The 16856-nt window shown below is 61.4% G+C and carries 19 protein-coding genes; all 19 read left to right on the top strand.

What is annotated here, in order from left to right; translation table 11 throughout:
- Window positions 1–70 precede the first annotated feature (70 nt).
- A complete protein-coding gene (locus AC3ISR_RS19820) occupies window positions 71–376 on the top strand; it encodes an STAS domain-containing protein (RefSeq protein ID WP_192297008.1) in 306 nt (101 codons plus the stop codon).
- On the top strand, window positions 373–2091 hold the full coding sequence (locus AC3ISR_RS19815) for a SpoIIE family protein phosphatase (protein ID WP_463984084.1): 1719 nt from the start codon (window positions 373–375) through the stop codon (window positions 2089–2091). Before AC3ISR_RS19820 ends, AC3ISR_RS19815 begins: the two co-directional genes overlap by 4 nt.
- A 30-nt stretch (window positions 2092–2121) precedes the next feature.
- Entirely contained in the window at window positions 2122–2469 is a 348-nt protein-coding gene (locus AC3ISR_RS19810) for an Hpt domain-containing protein (RefSeq protein ID WP_192297006.1), read from the top strand.
- A 142-nt stretch (window positions 2470–2611) separates the two neighbouring features.
- A complete protein-coding gene (locus AC3ISR_RS19805) occupies window positions 2612–3955 on the top strand; it encodes a flagellar hook-length control protein FliK (RefSeq protein WP_463984085.1) in 1344 nt (447 codons plus the stop codon).
- A 220-nt stretch (window positions 3956–4175) separates the two neighbouring features.
- A complete protein-coding gene (gene fliL / locus AC3ISR_RS19800; RefSeq protein ID WP_192297004.1) occupies window positions 4176–4676 on the top strand; it encodes a flagellar basal body-associated protein FliL in 501 nt (166 codons plus the stop codon).
- Window positions 4677–4685: 9 nt separating this feature from the next.
- Complete coding sequence (gene fliM, locus AC3ISR_RS19795; protein WP_017735217.1) at window positions 4686–5654, top strand: flagellar motor switch protein FliM; 969 nt, start codon at window positions 4686–4688, stop codon at window positions 5652–5654.
- Between the two features lie 43 nt (window positions 5655–5697).
- Window positions 5698–6165, top strand: a complete 468-nt coding sequence (fliN, locus tag AC3ISR_RS19790) for a flagellar motor switch protein FliN (protein ID WP_192297003.1) — start codon at window positions 5698–5700, stop codon at window positions 6163–6165.
- Window position 6166: 1 nt separating this feature from the next.
- Window positions 6167–6601 carry a flagellar biosynthetic protein FliO gene (gene fliO, locus AC3ISR_RS19785; RefSeq protein ID WP_192297002.1) on the top strand — a complete coding sequence of 145 codons (435 nt, stop codon included), beginning with the start codon at window positions 6167–6169 and terminating at the stop codon, window positions 6599–6601.
- Window positions 6601–7344: a flagellar type III secretion system pore protein FliP gene (gene fliP, locus AC3ISR_RS19780; RefSeq protein WP_192297001.1), complete on the top strand. Its 744-nt coding sequence runs from the start codon at window positions 6601–6603 to the stop codon at window positions 7342–7344. Before fliO ends, fliP begins: the two co-directional genes overlap by 1 nt.
- Window positions 7345–7348: 4 nt before the next feature.
- The gene (fliQ, locus tag AC3ISR_RS19775; protein WP_003214552.1) at window positions 7349–7618 is read left to right on the top strand and encodes a flagellar biosynthesis protein FliQ; all 270 of its coding nucleotides are present in this window, start codon (window positions 7349–7351) and stop codon (window positions 7616–7618) included.
- Window positions 7619–7622: 4 nt separating this feature from the next.
- Window positions 7623–8408 carry a flagellar biosynthetic protein FliR gene (gene fliR / locus AC3ISR_RS19770; protein WP_192297000.1) on the top strand — a complete coding sequence of 262 codons (786 nt, stop codon included), beginning with the start codon at window positions 7623–7625 and terminating at the stop codon, window positions 8406–8408.
- A 3-nt stretch (window positions 8409–8411) separates the two neighbouring features.
- Window positions 8412–9548, top strand: a complete 1137-nt coding sequence (flhB, locus tag AC3ISR_RS19765; RefSeq protein ID WP_192296999.1) for a flagellar biosynthesis protein FlhB — start codon at window positions 8412–8414, stop codon at window positions 9546–9548.
- 505 nt (window positions 9549–10053) lie between these two features.
- Window positions 10054–10254: a cold-shock protein gene (locus tag AC3ISR_RS19760; protein ID WP_192296997.1), complete on the top strand. Its 201-nt coding sequence runs from the start codon at window positions 10054–10056 to the stop codon at window positions 10252–10254.
- 128 nt (window positions 10255–10382) lie between these two features.
- Window positions 10383–12497, top strand: a complete 2115-nt coding sequence (gene flhA, locus AC3ISR_RS19755; RefSeq protein ID WP_192296996.1) for a flagellar biosynthesis protein FlhA — start codon at window positions 10383–10385, stop codon at window positions 12495–12497.
- A gap of 11 nt (window positions 12498–12508) precedes the next feature.
- Window positions 12509–13825 carry a flagellar biosynthesis GTPase FlhF gene (gene flhF / locus AC3ISR_RS19750; protein ID WP_192296995.1) on the top strand — a complete coding sequence of 439 codons (1317 nt, stop codon included), beginning with the start codon at window positions 12509–12511 and terminating at the stop codon, window positions 13823–13825.
- A gap of 106 nt (window positions 13826–13931) precedes the next feature.
- Window positions 13932–14765: a flagellar synthesis regulator FleN gene (gene fleN / locus AC3ISR_RS19745; protein ID WP_003192912.1), complete on the top strand. Its 834-nt coding sequence runs from the start codon at window positions 13932–13934 to the stop codon at window positions 14763–14765.
- Window positions 14762–15502 (top strand): RNA polymerase sigma factor FliA, encoded by a 741-nt coding sequence (fliA, locus tag AC3ISR_RS19740; protein WP_065909829.1) that lies wholly within the window; start codon window positions 14762–14764, stop codon window positions 15500–15502. Before fleN ends, fliA begins: the two co-directional genes overlap by 4 nt.
- 168 nt (window positions 15503–15670) lie before the next feature.
- A complete protein-coding gene (locus AC3ISR_RS19735) occupies window positions 15671–16045 on the top strand; it encodes a chemotaxis response regulator CheY (RefSeq protein ID WP_192296994.1) in 375 nt (124 codons plus the stop codon).
- Window positions 16046–16063: 18 nt separating this feature from the next.
- Window positions 16064–16852 (top strand): protein phosphatase CheZ, encoded by a 789-nt coding sequence (locus AC3ISR_RS19730; RefSeq protein WP_192296993.1) that lies wholly within the window; start codon window positions 16064–16066, stop codon window positions 16850–16852.
- The last annotated feature ends 4 nt before the right edge of the window (window positions 16853–16856 follow it).

Below are 16856 nucleotides of genomic sequence, written 5' to 3'. Positions count from 1 at the left end.
CTGCTGTGTTGCTGCTATTCACTTCAGCTGCTAAACCTTTGTCTACCGCCTATGACAAGGAAGCAGTCACATGTCAGTCGAGTCCGAAGTATCCCTGGATGGGAAGAAGTTGACGATCGCGATCCGTGGTCGTTTCGATTTTGGCAGCCACCAAGTGTTTCGTGATGCCTATGAGCGTTTCTACAAGGTGCCCGAGCTGTACGTCGTGGACCTCAAGGAAACCACCTACATGGACAGCTCGGCCCTGGGCATGCTCCTGCTGCTGCGCGATCATGCCGGCGGTGACAACTCGGAAGTGCAGGTGGTCAACAGTAACTCCGATGTGCGCAAGATCCTCGCCATCTCCAACTTCGACAAACTGTTCGACATCAGTTGAGCGGCCTGGCCCCCGTGCTGGAGCCGTTGACGGTGCTGATTGCCGAAGACAGCGCCGCCGACGTGCTGTTGTTGTCGACCATCGTCAAGCGCCAGGGACACCGCGTGCTCACGGCCAGCAACGGCCTCGATGCCGTGCAGGTGTTTGCCCGCGAACGCCCGCAACTGGTATTGATGGACGCGCTGATGCCAGTGATGGACGGTTTTGAAGCCGCGCGCCAGATCAAGCAACTGGCCGGTGAGGCGCTGGTGCCGATCATCTTCCTGACCTCCCTGCGCGAGAGCGCGGCCCTGGCCCAGTGCCTGGATGCCGGCGGTGATGACTTCCTGGCCAAGCCCTACAACCAACTGATCCTGGCGGCGAAGATCAACGCCATGGACCGCCTGCGCCGTTTGCAGGCCACGGTACTGCAGCAACGCGACCTGATCGCCAGGCACCACGACTACCTGGTGCACGAGCAGCGGGTGGCCAAGGCGGTGTTCGACAAAGTCGCGCATTCGGGCTGTATCAACGCCGCGCCGAATATCCGCTACCTGCAATCGCCCTATGCGCTGTTCAACGGTGACCTGCTGCTGGCCGCGTATACGCCGTCGGGCGATATGCATGTGCTGCTCGGCGACTTTACCGGCCACGGCCTGCCGGCGGCGGTCGGCGCCATGCCCCTGGCGGAGGTGTTCTACGGCATGACCGCCAAGGGCTACGGCTTGGCCCAGATCCTGCGGGAAATGAACGTCAAGCTTAAACGCATCCTGCCGGTGGACATGTTCTGTTGCGCCACCCTGTTGTGCCTGAGCGCCCAGCGGCGTGCGGTGGAGGTGTGGAACGGTGGCATGCCCGAAGGTTATGTCCATGAAGTCGCCAGCGGCAAGCGTACGGCGCTGGAGCCACGGCATTTGCCGTTGGGCGTGTTGTCGGCCGAGGCGTTTGACGACAGCACCGAAGTCTGGCCGATGGCCCTGGGTGACCGGGTGTTTTTGCTCTCCGACGGCGTACTCGACACGGCTGACACCGCTGATCAGCTGTTTGGCGTCGAACGTTTACATCAGGTATTCGCCGCCAATCGCGAGCCCGACCGGCTGTTTGAAGAGATCGAGCAGGCCTTGGCCGCGTTTCGCGGTGAGGCGCGCGACGATGTGAGCATGGTGGAAATCACCCTGCAAGATGGGCCATCCCTGCGTGCGACGGGGCCGCTGTATACCGATAGCGGCCAGTCGTGCCCGCTGGATTGGTCGGTGAGTTTCGAGTTCCGCGCCGAAACCCTCAAGCGTCACAACCCCTTGCCGTACCTGTTGCAGTTGCTGCTGGAGGTCCATGGCCTGCGCGAGCAGAGCGGGGCGCTGTACAGCGTGATGGCCGAGTTGTACTCCAACGCCCTGGAGCATGGCGTGCTGGGCCTGGACTCGCGGCTCAAGCGCGACGTGCACGGTTTTGCCGACTACTACCGCCAGCGCAACGAGCGGCTGGCGCAGCTCAGTAGTGGCTATGTGCGTGTGCATGTGCAGGTGGTGCCGACGCTGGGCGGCGGGCAGCTGTCCTTGCGCATCGAAGACAGCGGCGCCGGGTTTGACGTGGATCAAGTGTTGGCACGGCCCCTGGACGTTGATCGGCTGTCCGGTCGCGGCTTGAATCTGGTCCGTCAATTGAGCGGCGATGTGCGCTGGTCCGATGGCGGGCGCAGTGTCTGCGTGGAGTTTTCATGGCCGGCTCAGGCATAATCCGCCGATTCTTGATCAAGGAGCGAACAAGTGGCTGAGATTCATCTGGACCCCGACGTGCTGTCGGGTTTGCAGGAAGTCATGGAGGGCGAGTACCCCAGGCTGTTGGATACCTTCCTCGATGATTCGCAAAAACGCGTCGAAGCCTTGCGCAAGGCGCGCGATGACGCCAAGGCGCTGGGGCGTATCGCCCATAGCTTCAAGGGCAGCAGCGGCAACCTCGGTGCGGTGCGGTTGGCGCAGTTGTGCCAGCGGCTGGAGGCTGAGTCTGCGCAAGCGCCTGGCGCTGACCTGGGGGTTCTGGTGGATCAGATTGATCATGAGTTTGCCTTGGTGCGCCCGCTGTACGAATCGGAGCGCCAGCGCTTCCAGCTCTGATGTGCTGATAGAGATATGAAGATCCAAATGTGGGAACGGGCCCTCTCCCACATTTTTCAGCTGCGCTCGGCAACCTGGCCCGACTCTTGCTCTACCTCCAGATACTGCATCCCCGACCCTCATGCAGTGGAGACCTTTACCTATGCCAGTCGCCCCTAATTCGCTTCTTCAGGCTGCCCCTGCGGCCAAGCCTCAAGCGCCTGCCGCCAACCCGCCGGCAGCGGCTGCGGAGCCGCGTGACAAGGGCGCCGGCTTTGCTCAGGTGTTCGCCAATCAGGGTTCCAAACCTGTGGCAAAGGCCGACGATACCCCGTCGAAAACCAGCCGTGACAAGTCTGCCGACAGCAGCGCCAAGCCTGCGGCCGGCGGCGACAAGCCTGCCGCCAGCACACCGGCAGTTGCCGATAGCGGCAATCCTTTGCCTGCCAACCCGCCGGCCAAGGCTGATGACAGCGCCAGCAAGAGTGATGACGACAAGCCCGCCGACCCAAGTCTGGTGCAACAGCCGGTGGTTGACCCGGTCGTAGATCCGGCGTTGGTGGCGACGGTCACGCCAGTCGCCGTGCCAGTGCCAGTGCCGGTGGCTCCGGCAACCGTCGCGCCTGTGGTTGATGAAAAGGCCCAGCCCGTGACCGCAGCACCGCTTGCCGTGACCGATGAGGTCAAGGCACCAGCGTTCGACCCCGCCAGCGACCCTCTCGACGCAATGCCGGCCGTGCGCCTGGCGATGGAGCAGGGCGGTCACGTCTCCGCCAGTAGCCAGGCCCCCCAGAAAAGCGCGCCGCCGCCGGACCTGGACCAGCCGACCGCCGCCCAGAATTTCAGTGCCGGCCTGGCCAATATGGTCGACCAGCAAGCCGCCAAGGACAGCACTGACCAGGGCGGTGACAAAGCCTTCGGCGGGCTGATCGAAGACGGCCTCAAAGACCTCAAGGGCGCCAGCAGCGACACCCGCGTCGATGACTTCGCCAATCGCCTGGCTGCCTTGACCCAGGCCGCCACGCCGAAAACCGCAAACGCCCTGCCGCCGGTGATCAACGCACCGCTGGCCATGCACCAGAGCGGCTGGACCGAGGAAGTGGTCAACCGCGTGATGTACCTGTCCAGCGCCAACCTCAAGTCGGCGGAGATCCAACTGCAACCGGCCGAACTCGGGCGCCTGGACATCAAAGTCAATATGACGGCGGACCAGCAAGCCCAGGTCAGCTTCATGAGCGGCCATGCGGTGGTGCGCGAGGCGCTGGAAAGCCAATCCGGGCGCTTGCGTGAGATGTTTGCCCAGCAGGGCATGGGGCAGGTGGATGTGAACGTGTCGGACCAGTCCCGTGGCCAGGAGCAGCAGCAACAGCAGAATCAGGCGCGGGGCATCAGTAGCAGCGGACGTGGTGACAGTGGCGACAGCACTGCCCATGCCGAAGTGGCTGAAGCAGTGACGCCTGTGATCTCCAACGTCATCGGCTCCAGCGCCGTCGACTACTACGCCTGACCTGAACCTGTCGCGGGACAAAATGTGGGAGCGGGCTTGCTCGCGAATGCGGTGTGTCAGTCAATACATCTGTCACTGACACACCGCATTCGCGAGCAAGCCCGCTCCCACATTTGATTGGTGGTGCTGGCTCTGCCCAATTACCAGACAACTCTGGCATAACACTTGCTCTTGCCTTTCCGTAGATCTATGAATCCCCGAATAGTGACGGATTATTGGCATGGCGAAGAGCGACGACGCAGCAAAACCACCCGCAGGCAAAGGCAAGCTCAAGCTTATCCTGATGATTGTCGTGGGCCTGATCCTGGCCATTGGCGCCTCGGTGGGTGGCACCTGGTACATCATGCACAGCAGCGCGAGCAAACCGGCGCCTGCGGCTGAAACCGCCAGCAACGTCAAGCAACCGGCAATCTTCGAGCCGATGCTCCCGGCCTTTGTCGCCAACTTCAATCAGAACGGCCGCCAGCGCTACCTGCAAGTGAGCATCACCTTGCTCGCGCGCAACCAGGCTGACCTGGAAGCCCTCAAGGTGCACATGCCGGTGATCCGCAACAACCTGGTGATGCTGTTCTCCGGGCAGAGCTTCGATGCCCTGGCCACCCCGGTCGGCCAGGAAATGCTGCGCCAGAAGGTCACTGCCAGCGTGCAGGAAGTGGCCCAGAAAGAGCTCGGCAAAGTCGTGATCGAGCAGGCGCTCTTCACTAACTTCGTATTGCAGTAGGATCACGACATGGCCGTGCAAGACCTGCTGTCCCAGGATGAAATCGACGCACTGCTGCATGGCGTCGACGATGGTCTGGTGCAGACCGAAATGGCTGCCGAACCCGGCAGCGTCAAAAGTTATGACCTGACCAGCCAGGATCGCATCGTCCGTGGACGTATGCCGACCCTGGAGATGATCAACGAACGTTTCGCCCGTTACACCCGCATCAGCATGTTCAACATGCTGCGCCGCTCGGCGGACGTGGCGGTCGGTGGCGTGCAGGTGATGAAGTTCGGTGAATACGTGCACTCGCTGTACGTGCCCACCAGCCTCAACCTGGTCAAGATCAAGCCGCTGCGCGGCACTGCGCTGTTCATCCTTGACGCCAAGCTGGTGTTCAAGTTGGTGGACAACTTCTTCGGCGGCGACGGCCGTCACGCCAAGATCGAAGGCCGTGAATTCACCCCCACCGAACTGCGGGTGGTGCGCATGGTGCTGGAGCAAGCCTTCATCGACTTGAAGGAAGCCTGGCAGGCGATCATGGAAGTCAATTTCGAGTACATCAACTCGGAAGTGAACCCGGCCATGGCCAACATCGTCGGCCCCAGCGAAGCCATTGTGGTGTCCACGTTCCACATCGAACTCGATGGCGGTGGCGGCGACCTGCACGTGACCATGCCGTACTCGATGATCGAGCCGGTGCGCGAGATGCTCGACGCCGGTTTCCAGTCCGACCTGGACGACCAGGACGAGCGCTGGGTCAAGGCCCTGCGCGAAGACCTGCTGGATGTGGACGTGCCGCTCAGCGCCACCGTGGCCCGTCGCCAATTGCGCCTGCGGGACATCCTGCACATGCAGCCGGGTGATGTGATCCCTGTGGAATTGCCGGAAGAAATGATCATGCGCGCCAATGGCGTGCCGTCATTCAAGGTCAAGCTCGGTTCCCACAAGGGCAACCTGGCACTGCAAGTGATCGAGCCGATCAACCGTCGCTGATCCAACCCTAATTTATGAATGCTTGCTCCGCCGAGGACATGTAATGGCTACCGAACACGAAAACACTTCCGCCGAAGACCAGGCCCTGGCTGACGAATGGGCTGCGGCCCTGGAAGAAACTGGCGAAGTCGGTCAGGACGACATCGACGCGCTGCTGGCCGCTGACGCCGCCACCGCGCCGGCCGGCAACCGCTTGCAGATGGAAGAATTCGGCAGCGTGCCGAAGAACCACGAGCCGGTGAGCCTCGATGGCCCGAACCTGGACGTGATCCTCGACATCCCGGTGTCGATCTCCATGGAAGTCGGCAGCACCGACATCAACATCCGCAACCTGTTGCAACTCAACCAGGGTTCGGTGATCGAGCTCGATCGCCTGGCCGGTGAGCCGCTGGACGTACTGGTCAATGGCACCCTGATCGCCCACGGCGAAGTGGTGGTGGTCAACGAAAAGTTCGGCATCCGCCTGACCGACGTGATCAGCCCGAGCGAACGCATCAAGAAGTTGCGCTGATATGAAGCGGCTGATGCTCGGACTGTTGCTCGCGCTGCCGTTGAGTGTGTTGGCGGCGGAGCCCGTGGCCCAGGCCGCGGCGGCACCGGTCGGCAGTGGCGTCGGTGGCCAGTTGACCCAACTGGTGCTGGGCCTGTTGCTGGTGGTCGGCTTGATCTTCGTGCTCGCCTGGCTGATGCGCCGCGTGCAGAACGTCGGCCCGGGCAACGCCCAGGTGATCGAACTGATCGGCTCGCGCGCCCTCGGCCCGCGTGATCGGCTGGTGCTGGTGCAGGTGGGGGAGGAGCAGATCCTGCTCGGCCTCACCCCCGGCCGCATCACCCCGCTGCATGTGCTCAAGACGCCCGTCAACGTGGATCAGACCCAGTCCGCCACGCCAGAATTCGCCCAGCGCCTGATGGAGTTGTTGGGCAAGGATCAGAAGGATAAGAAGTAATGCGCGTTTTCTTGACGCTCATGCTGTTGCTGGCTGCGCCACTGGCGTTCGCCGCCGACCCGTTGTCGATCCCGGCGATTACCCTGGGCACCAACGCCGCCGGCGCCCAGGAATATTCGGTCAGCCTGCAGATCCTGCTGATCATGACTGCGCTGAGTTTCATCCCGGCGTTTGTCATGCTGATGACCAGCTTCACGCGGATCATCATCGTGTTCTCGATCCTGCGCCAGGCCCTCGGCTTGCAGCAGACGCCGTCGAACCAGATCCTCACCGGCATGGCCCTGTTCCTGACGATGTTCATCATGGCGCCGGTGTTCGACAAGGTGAACCAGCAAGCCCTGCAGCCTTACCTCGCCGAAACCATCACTGCCCAAGTCGCGATCGACAAGGCCCAGGGGCCGATCAAGGACTTCATGCTGTCGCAGACCCGCTCCAGCGACCTGGAGCTGTTCATGCGCCTGTCCAAGCGCACCGACATCGCCACCCCGGACCAGGCGCCGTTGACCATCCTGGTGCCGGCGTTCGTCACCTCCGAATTGAAGACCGCGTTCCAGATCGGCTTCATGATCTTTATCCCGTTCCTGATCATCGACCTGGTGGTGGCGAGCGTGCTGATGGCCATGGGGATGATGATGCTGTCGCCGCTGATCATCTCGTTGCCGTTCAAAATCATGCTGTTTGTGCTGGTGGACGGCTGGGCGCTGATTATCGGCACGCTCGCCGGCAGTTTCGGAGGGGTATAGCGCCATGACGCCAGAAGTCGCCGTTGACCTGTTCCGTGAAGCGCTGTGGCTGACCACCATGATGGTTGCTGTGCTGGTGGTGCCAAGCCTGTTGGTGGGCCTATTGGTGGCGATGTTCCAGGCCGCGACCCAGATCAACGAACAGACCTTGAGCTTCCTGCCGCGCCTGCTGGTGATGCTGATCACCCTGATCGTCGCCGGCCCGTGGCTGGTGCAAACCTTCATGGAATACATCCTGCAGTTGTACGGCAGTATTCCGCAGTTGATCGGCTGAGCCGATGCAATCTTTGCTGGCATTGACCGACACCCAGATCAGTACCTGGGTGGCGTCCTTCATCCTGCCGCTGTTTCGCGTGACGGCGATGTTGATGGCCATGCCGGTGTTCGGCACGACCCTGGTGCCGCGCCGGGTGCGCCTGTATTTCGCGGTGGCGATCACCGTGGTGCTGGTCCCCGGCTTGCCGCCGATGCCACCTGTGAATGCGCTCGATCTCAGCGCCTTGCTGTTGATCGCCGAGCAGGTGCTGATCGGCGCCATGCTGGGCTTCTCCCTGCAACTGTTCTTCCAGGCGTTTGTGATTGCCGGGCAAATCATCTCGATCCAGATGGGCATGGGCTTCGCGTCCATGGTCGACCCCACCAACGGCGTGTCGGCAGCGGTGATCGGGCAATTCCTGACCATGCTGGTGACCTTGTTGTTCCTTGCCATGAACGGCCACCTGGTGGCGTTCGAAGTGTTGACGGAGAGCTTCACCACCTTGCCGGTGGGCTCGGGGCTGGTGGTCAACCATTTCTGGGAGATGGTCGGGCGTCTCGGTTGGGTGCTGGGCGCCTCGCTGCTGCTGGTGTTGCCCGCGATCACTGCGCTGCTGGTGGTCAACATCGCGTTTGGCGTGATGACCCGCGCGGCGCCGCAACTGAACATTTTCTCGATTGGTTTCCCGTTGACCCTGGTGTTGGGCATGGGGATTTTCTGGATCGGCCTGGCCGACATTCTCAATCAGTATCAACCGCTGGCGTCCGACGCCTTGCAGTTCTTACGTGATCTGGCACGGGCGCGCTGAGCCATGGCCGAGAGCGAGAGCGGTCAGGACAAGACAGAAGACCCCACGGAGAAACGCAAAAAGGACTCCAGGGAAAAGGGCGAGATCGCCCGCTCGAAAGAGCTGAATACCGTCGCGACCATGATGGCCGGCGCCGGCGCCCTGCTGATCTACGGCGGTGGCCTGGCGCTGGACTTGATGGAGTTGATGAAACACAACTTCAGCTTGCCCCGCGAAGTGCTGCTGAACCCTGGCGCGATGGGCCAGTACCTGCTGCATTCGGGCAAGATCGCGATTCTGGCGGTGCAGCCGATCCTGATCACCTTGCTGTTGGCCGCGCTGATCGGCCCGGTCGCCCTTGGCGGCTGGCTGTTCGCGGCCGGCAGCATGGCGCCCAAATTCAGCCGCATGAACCCCGCTGCCGGGCTCAAGCGCATGTTCTCGGCCAAGGCGCTGGTGGAGTTGCTCAAGGCCTTGGCCAAATTCATCCTGATCCTGTTCGTCGCGCTGATGGTATTGACCTCTGACATCGACGACCTGCTGCGCATCGCCCACGAGCCGCTGGAGTCGGCGATCATCCACAGCGTGCAGGTGGTGGGGTGGAGCGCGCTGTGGATGGCCGCCGGGCTGATCATCATTGCTGCCGTGGATGCGCCGATCCAGTTGTGGGAAAGCCACAAGAAACTGCTGATGACCAAGCAGGAAGTGCGCGATGAACACAAGGACCAGGAAGGGCGTCCCGAGGTCAAACAGCGCATCCGCCAACTGCAGCGGGAAATGTCCCAGCGCAAGATGATGGCCTCGGTGCCCGACGCCGACGTGATCATCACCAACCCGACCCACTACGCCGTGGCGCTCAAGTACGACCCGGAGAAAGGCGGCGCGCCGATGCTGTTGGCCAAGGGCAGTGACTTTACCGCACTGAAAATCCGCGAAATCGCCGTGGCCAACGACATCCTGCTGCTGGAGTCGCCGGCACTGGCGCGGTCGATCTTCTACTCCACCGACCTCGACCAGGAAATCCCGGCCGGGCTTTACCTGGCGGTGGCGCAGGTGTTGGCCTATGTCTATCAGATCCGCCAATACCGCGCGGGCAAAGGCAAGCGGCCTGATCCGCTCAAGGACCTGCCGATTCCCCCGGATTTACGCCGCGACTCCTGATATTCCCCTTACCCTGTAGTGAGCGGGCTTGCCCCGCGCTGGGCGGCGAAGCCGCCCTAAATCCCGACACCTCGGCCTTCCTGAAACATCGCGGCGTCCCGTTTGGGGCGGCTTCGCCACCCAGCGCAGGCAAGCCCGCTCACTACGGAAATCGCATGCATACCGTTCGTCGTAAATCCTTGCTGACCTGTCAACTCTGACAGTAGCCAGCCTGCGCGTCCCGCGTTTCCATGGCAGCAGAAACTGCGTGTAGGAACAAGCAGCGAGGCAGCAATGAAGTGGGTGACCGGAACCGTCAGGTTTTACAGCAGTGAGACAGGGGAAGGGGTCATCGCAATGGATGGCGGGAGTGAGCAGGTGCGGGTAGACCTCACCAGCTCGGCCGGGGTTCGGCTCAAGGTTGGGCAGCGGGTGCGATTTGGCAGGATTCATCGTCCCCGGGGCATCTTTGCAGTCAGCGTCACACTGATCTCGGGTTTTTGAATGAGATGTCGGGAGAGCGGCAATGGCGACAGGCACGGTGAAGTGGTTCAACGCGGAAAAGGGCTTTGGGTTTATCCAGCAGGAAGATGGTACGGATGTTTTTGTCCACTATTCGGCGATCGAGGCCAGCGGATTCAAGAGCCTTGCTGAAGGGCAAAAGGTCGAGTTCGAGATAACGCCCGGACAAAAAGGACCGCAGGCTGCAAACGTACGGGTCGTGTAAAAAAACGCTCCTCGTCTGACTTGGGTAAAAGTTGGAAGGCTTCTTGCAATACCGCCTTCAAGTCGCCTCCTGGCGTCAAAACTTTGCTTCAAGGAACACGAGGAATACCGGTGGTAGATCGCTCTCAAATGTTCAGCACGGCCCGTGGCACCCTGACTGACCTGTCGCGGGGCAATCTGGGTGTGCCGTTGCTGTTACTGGTGATGCTGGCAATGATGATGTTGCCGATGCCGCCGTTCCTGCTGGACGTGTTCTTCACCTTCAACATCGCCCTGTCCGTCGTGGTCCTGCTGGTCTGCGTATACGCGCTGCGGCCGTTGGATTTCGCGGTATTCCCCACGATCCTGCTGGTGGCAACCCTGTTGCGCCTGGCGCTCAACGTGGCGTCGACCCGCGTGGTGATGCTTCACGGCCAGGACGGCCACGCCGCCGCCGGCAAGGTGATCCAGGCCTTTGGTGAGGTGGTGATCGGCGGTAACTACGTGGTCGGTATCGTGGTGTTCGCGATTCTGATGATCATCAACTTCGTCGTGGTGACCAAGGGTGCCGGGCGGATTTCCGAGGTGAGCGCACGGTTCACCCTCGATGCGATGCCCGGCAAGCAGATGGCGATCGACGCCGACCTCAACGCCGGCCTGATCGACCAGAACCAAGCCAAGACGCGCCGCCTGGAAGTCGCCCAGGAAGCCGAGTTCTACGGTTCCATGGACGGTGCCAGCAAGTTCGTGCGCGGTGACGCCATCGCCGGCCTGCTGATTCTGTTCATCAACCTGATCGGTGGCATGGCCGTCGGTATCTTCCAGCACGGCATGACCTTTGGCGATGCGGGCAAGGTGTACGCCTTGCTGACCATCGGTGACGGTTTAGTGGCGCAATTGCCATCACTGTTGTTATCCACAGCTGCCGCGATCATGGTGACCCGTGCCTCGGGCTCCGAAGACATGGGCAAGCAGATCAGCCGGCAGATGTTTGCCTCGCCCAAGGCCCTGGCCGTGGCGGCGGGCATCATGGCGATCATGGGCATCGTGCCGGGCATGCCCCACGTATCGTTCCTGAGCATGGCGGCCCTGGCAGGCGGCGCGGCGTACCTGTTCTGGAGAAAGCAAAATGCGGTCAAGGTCCAGGCCCTGCAAGAGGTGGCGCGCCAGCAGGAACTGCTGCCGTCCCCGGCCCGCGCCTCGGAAACCAAGGAGCTGGGCTGGGACGACGTGACCCCGATCGACATGATCGGCCTGGAAGTCGGCTACCGCCTGATCCCGCTGGTGGACCGCAACCAGGGCGGCCAGCTGCTGGCGCGGATCAAGGGCGTGCGCAAGAAATTGTCCCAGGACCTGGGCTTCCTGATGCCCACCGTGCACATCCGCGACAACCTCGACCTGGCCCCCAGTGCCTACCGCCTGACCCTGATGGGCGTGATCCTCGCCGAAGCCGAGATCTACCCGGACCGCGAGTTGGCGATCAACCCCGGCCAGGTATTCGGCAGCCTCAACGGCATTACCGCCAAAGATCCGGCTTTTGGCCTGGAAGCGGTGTGGATCGAAATCAGCCAGCGCAGCCAGGCGCAGTCCCTGGGCTACACCGTGGTTGACGCCAGCACCGTGGTCGCCACCCACCTTAACCAGATCTTGTACAAGCACTCCCACGAGCTGATCGGCCACGAGGAAGTCCAGCAATTGATGGGTTTGCTGGCCAAGGCTTCGCCAAAACTCGCCGAAGAGCTGGTGCCGGGCGTGCTGTCGCTGTCGCAGTTGCTCAAGGTGTTGCAGGCGCTGCTGGCCGAACAGGTGCCGGTGCGCGACATTCGCAGCATCGCCGAGGCCATCGCCAACAATGCCGCCAAGAGTCAAGATACCGCCGCGCTGGTGGCGGCGGTGCGTGTCGGATTGTCTCGCGCCATCGTGCAAAGCATTGTAGGGACTGAGTCTGAGCTGCCTGTGATCACCTTGGAGCCAAGGTTGGAACAAATATTGCTCAATAGTATTCAGAAGGCAGGACAAGGCCAGGAAGAGGGCGTTCTGCTGGAGCCAAGCATGGCTGAAAAACTGCAGCGTTCGTTGATCGACGCCGCACAACGCCAGGAAATGCAGGGCCATCCGGTGATTCTGCTGGTGGCCGGCCCCGTCCGGGCGATGTTGTCGCGGTTTGGACGCCTGGCAGTTCCGAATTTGCACGTTTTGGCTTATCAGGAAATTCCTGACAACAAGCAAGTGACTATCGTCGCGACAGTAGGGCCCAACGGCTGAGGTAGTGGGTTATGCAAGTGAAGCGTTTTTTCGCCGCCGATATGCGTCAGGCCATGAAACTGGTGCGTGATGAGCTGGGCGCCGATGCCGCGATTATCGGTAACCGTCGTATTGCCGGCGGTGTCGAGCTGACGGCTGCCCTGGATTACACGCCTTCGGCGCTGGCGCCGCGTGTGCCGAACATGGAACTCGAAGACGAGCTGCGCAAGACCGCCTCGCGCATTGTGTCGGCCCAGGCCGAACTGAGCATGCGCGGCGACAGCGATGCCACCACCAATCGCCAGTTGTTCGCCGGCCTGCCGTTGACCGCTGCGGAGCCCTTGGTTGAGCCCACCTTCACCGAACCACCGCGTCCTGCAGCGCCGCCACCGGCGGGCGCAGTCGACCAGCGTGTGTTTGACTCGATGCGCTTTGAACTCAATGGCCTGCGTGAGCTGCTGGAAGTGCAGCTGGGCTCCCTGGCGTGGACACAGTTGCAAGGCAGCAAGCCGGCCCAGGCCAACCTGTGGCGCCGCCTGCAACGCATCGGCCTGTCCGGCCCGTTGTCCCGCGACCTGCTGGCACTGACCACCGAAATCGACGAGCCTCGCCAGGCCTGGCGCATGCTGCTGGCGCACCTGGCGCGGATGATCGTCACCCCGGAAATCGAGCCCCTGGAAGAGGGCGGTGTGATCGCCATGGTCGGCCCTGCCGGCATGGGCAAGACCACCACACTGGCCAAGCTGGCCGCGCGTTATGTGCTCAAGTACGGCGCGCACAACATCGCGCTGGTGAGCATGGACAGCTACCGCATCGGCGCCCAGGAGCAGCTCAAGACCCTGGGCCGTATCCTCAATGTGTCGGTGACCCACGTCGACCCGGGCCAGTCCCTGGCCAACGCCCTCGATCCGCTGCTGCGCAAGCGCGTGGTGCTGATCGACACCGCCGGCCTGCAGGCCAGCGATCCGGCGCTGCGCATGCAACTGGAAAGCCTGGCCGGGCGTGGCATCAAGTCGAAAAATTACCTGGTGCTTGCAACCACCAGCCAGAAACAGGTTCTTACCGCTGCATACCACAGCTACAAACGTTGCGGCCTGGCCGGCTGCATCCTGACTAAACTGGATGAGACGGCGAGCCTGGGCGAAGTATTGAGCCTGGCGATCAGCCATGAATTACCGGTCGCCTACCTGACCGACGGGCCGCGGATCCCGGATGATTTGCATCTGCCGCGCCGTCATCAGTTGGTCAGCCGCGCTGTCAGCGTGCAAATGCAAGAAGAGCCTAGCGAGGAAGCGATGGCCGATATGTTCGCCGACCTCTACCACAACCCGGCAAAGCGGGTGGGTTGAGGGCAGGGCGAACACCGTGAAATGTATCTACATCGTTGGTCTGCAAGCGATTCACGCGGCCAAGCCATGTAGCCTGCGTCTAAGCAAGACAAGGTAAAGAAATAAAATGGGCAGCATGCATCCCGTACAGGTGATCGCGGTGACCGGCGGCAAAGGTGGCGTCGGGAAAACTAACGTGTCAGTGAATTTGTCCCTGGCCCTGGCAGAGCTTGGCCGTCGGGTCATGTTGCTGGATGCTGACCTGGGTCTGGCGAATGTCGACGTTCTGCTGGGGCTGACGCCCAAACACACCCTCGCCGATGTGATCGAGGGCCGCTGCGAGCTGCGTGATGTGCTGCTCCAGGGTCCTGGCGGGATCCGCATCGTACCGGCTGCCTCCGGCACCCAGAGCATGGTGCACTTGAGCCCGGCGCAGCATGCCGGCCTGATCCAGGCGTTCAGCGACATTGGCGACAACCTCGACGTGCTGGTGATCGACACCGCCGCCGGGATCGGCGAGTCGGTGGTCAGCTTCGTGCGCGCCGCGCAGGAAGTCTTGCTGGTGGTCTGCGATGAACCCACCTCGATCACCGATGCCTACGCCCTGATCAAATTGCTTAACCGTGACTACGGCATGAACCGCTTCCGCGTCCTGGCCAACATGGCCCAGAGCCCGCAGGAAGGGCGCAACCTGTTCGCCAAGTTGACCAAGGTCACGGATCGCTTTCTCGATGTCGCCTTACAATACGTAGGCGCAGTTCCCTATGACGAGTGTGTGCGCAAGGCCGTGCAAAAGCAGCGTGCGGTCTATGAAGCGTTCCCTCGTTCGAAGTGCGCACTGGCGTTCAAGGCTATTGCTCAGAAGGTCGATACTTGGCCATTGCCCGCCAATCCCCGGGGGCATCTGGAGTTTTTCGTCGAGCGATTGGTGCATCAGACGAGCGCGGGACCTGTGCTATGACATCCAGCGGCTACAACCTTTACAAGAAGTCGGCACGTGACAGCCAGGGCGAATTGATCGAGCGCTATGCGCCGCTGGTCAAGCGCATCGCCTATCACCTGCTGGCGCGCCTGCCGGCGAGTGTGCAGGTCGAAGACTTGATCCAGGCCGGCATGATCGGCCTGCTTGAAGTGTCGACCAAATACGATGCGAGCAAGGGTGCCAGTTTCGAGACGTACGCGGGCATCCGTATCCGTGGCGCGATGCTCGATGAGGTGCGTAAAGGTGATTGGGCGCCGCGGTCGGTACACCGCAATACGCGCATGGTCAGTGACGCAATTCGCGCAATTGAAGCAAAAACCGGTCGCGACGCTAAAGATCACGAAGTTGCGGCCGAACTCCAATTGAGTCTCGACGATTATTACGGGATTTTGAACGATACCTTGGGCAGCCGCCTGTTCAGCTTCGACGACCTGCTACAGGACGGCGAACACGAAGGGCTGCACGAGGACGGCGCGAGTGCACATCTTGAGCCGTCGCGCGACCTGGAGGATGAACGCTTCCAGGGCGCGTTGGCGGACGCGATTGCCAATTTGCCGGAGCGTGAGCGACTGGTGTTGGCGCTGTACTACGACGAAGAGCTGAACCTCAAGGAAATCGGTGAGGTCCTGGGGGTCAGCGAATCGCGTGTCAGCCAGCTGCATAGCCAGTGCGCAGCCCGCTTGCGGGGGCGGTTGGGAGAGTGGCGCGCGCGCTGACAGGCAGTGTGGGGACACTGCAGACGAGACCGTGAAGGCGTGACGCTTTTGCGGTTTTGCGCCGTGGTGCCCTGGGCAGTCCTTTTTGTGTAACGCCTGTTGATTGAAATGGCGCGTCCAGGTGCTGGGCGCGTTTAAGACTGCTTGGAGGTCGAATTGGACAAGAACATGAAAATCCTCATCGTTGATGACTTCTCAACGATGCGGCGGATCATTAAAAACCTGTTGCGTGACCTTGGGTTCACAAACACGGTCGAGGCGGATGACGGCCTTACGGCGATTCCGATCCTCAACAGCGGGAGCATCGACTTTCTGGTAACCGACTGGAACATGCCGGGCATGACCGGTATCGACCTGCTGCGTCACGTGCGTGCCGACGAAAAGCTGCGCGGCCTGCCCGTGCTGATGGTGACCGCCGAAGCCAAGCGTGAACAGATCATCGAAGCCGCCCAAGCCGGGGTAAACGGTTACGTGGTCAAACCTTTCACTGCATTGGCCTTGAAAGAGAAGATCGAAAAAATCTTCGAACGCATCCACGGCTAATGCCATCGCGGGGGAGCTATGGAGCATAAAGAAACATCACAGGGAGACTTCGAGTCGACCCTGAAAAAGCATGCTCACCAGTTGGTCGACTGCCTTGAGAGAGGCCAGTTCGGCGACGCGGTGCAGTTGATCCATGAGCTCAACCAGACCCGTGACCGCGGCCTGTACCAGGAAGTGGGCAAGCTCACGCGTGAGCTGCATAGTGCGATCGTCAATTTCCAGATCGACCCGCACATGCCCCAGGCCGAAGAGATCTCGCAGATCACCGATGCCACCGAGCGCCTGTCCTATGTGGTCAGGCTGACTGAGGCGGCGGCCAACCGCACCATGGACCTGGTGGAAAACGCCACGCCTCTGGTCAACGGCATGGCCACCGAAGCCCAGGCCTTGAGCCACGACTGGGGTCGCTTCATGCGCCGCGAAGTCGGGGCCGAAGAGTTTCGTGAGTTGGCACGTCGGGTCGAAGGTTTCCTGTCACGCAGTGAGCAGGAAAACCGCATGGTTTCCAGCAACCTCAATGACATTCTGCTGGCCCAGGATTACCAGGACCTCACCGGTCAGGTGATCAAGCGTGTGACCCAATTGGTCACCGAAGTGGAAAGCAATTTGCTCAAATTGGTGCTCATGGCAGGCCAGGTTGACCGTTTTGCCGGCATCGAACATGACCGCGAAGCGATCCTCTCGGAAAAAGATCCACAAAAACATCTCGCCAAGGGTGAAGGTCCGCAGATTCATGCCGATAAACGTGAAGACGTTGTATCGGGTCAAGATGATGTCGATGACCTGTTATCCAGTTTAGGCTTCTAAGGAG

Source organism: Pseudomonas sp. GL_117 (assembly GCF_057835125.1).
This window is presented reverse-complemented; position numbering and strand designations above follow the sequence as displayed.

Bases quoted from the DNA above. Each gene is read 5' to 3' on its own strand.
- AC3ISR_RS19820 (WP_192297008.1), top strand. From the start codon at position 71: ATGTCAGTCGAGTCCGAAGTATCCCTGGATGGGAAGAAGTTGACGATC.
- AC3ISR_RS19805 (WP_463984085.1), top strand. From the start codon at position 2,612: ATGCCAGTCGCCCCTAATTCGCTTCTTCAGGCTGCCCCTGCGGCCAAG.
- fliL (WP_192297004.1), top strand. From the start codon at position 4,176: ATGGCGAAGAGCGACGACGCAGCAAAACCACCCGCAGGCAAAGGCAAG.
- fliM (WP_017735217.1), top strand. From the start codon at position 4,686: ATGGCCGTGCAAGACCTGCTGTCCCAGGATGAAATCGACGCACTGCTG.
- fliN (WP_192297003.1), top strand. From the start codon at position 5,698: ATGGCTACCGAACACGAAAACACTTCCGCCGAAGACCAGGCCCTGGCT.
- fliO (WP_192297002.1), top strand. From the start codon at position 6,167: ATGAAGCGGCTGATGCTCGGACTGTTGCTCGCGCTGCCGTTGAGTGTG.
- fliP (WP_192297001.1), top strand. From the start codon at position 6,601: ATGCGCGTTTTCTTGACGCTCATGCTGTTGCTGGCTGCGCCACTGGCG.
- fliQ (WP_003214552.1), top strand. From the start codon at position 7,349: ATGACGCCAGAAGTCGCCGTTGACCTGTTCCGTGAAGCGCTGTGGCTG.
- fliR (WP_192297000.1), top strand. From the start codon at position 7,623: ATGCAATCTTTGCTGGCATTGACCGACACCCAGATCAGTACCTGGGTG.
- flhB (WP_192296999.1), top strand. From the start codon at position 8,412: ATGGCCGAGAGCGAGAGCGGTCAGGACAAGACAGAAGACCCCACGGAG.
- AC3ISR_RS19760 (WP_192296997.1), top strand. From the start codon at position 10,054: ATGGCGACAGGCACGGTGAAGTGGTTCAACGCGGAAAAGGGCTTTGGG.
- flhA (WP_192296996.1), top strand. From the start codon at position 10,383: ATGTTCAGCACGGCCCGTGGCACCCTGACTGACCTGTCGCGGGGCAAT.
- flhF (WP_192296995.1), top strand. From the start codon at position 12,509: ATGCAAGTGAAGCGTTTTTTCGCCGCCGATATGCGTCAGGCCATGAAA.
- fleN (WP_003192912.1), top strand. From the start codon at position 13,932: ATGGGCAGCATGCATCCCGTACAGGTGATCGCGGTGACCGGCGGCAAA.
- fliA (WP_065909829.1), top strand. From the start codon at position 14,762: ATGACATCCAGCGGCTACAACCTTTACAAGAAGTCGGCACGTGACAGC.
- AC3ISR_RS19735 (WP_192296994.1), top strand. From the start codon at position 15,671: ATGAAAATCCTCATCGTTGATGACTTCTCAACGATGCGGCGGATCATT.
- AC3ISR_RS19730 (WP_192296993.1), top strand. From the start codon at position 16,064: ATGGAGCATAAAGAAACATCACAGGGAGACTTCGAGTCGACCCTGAAA.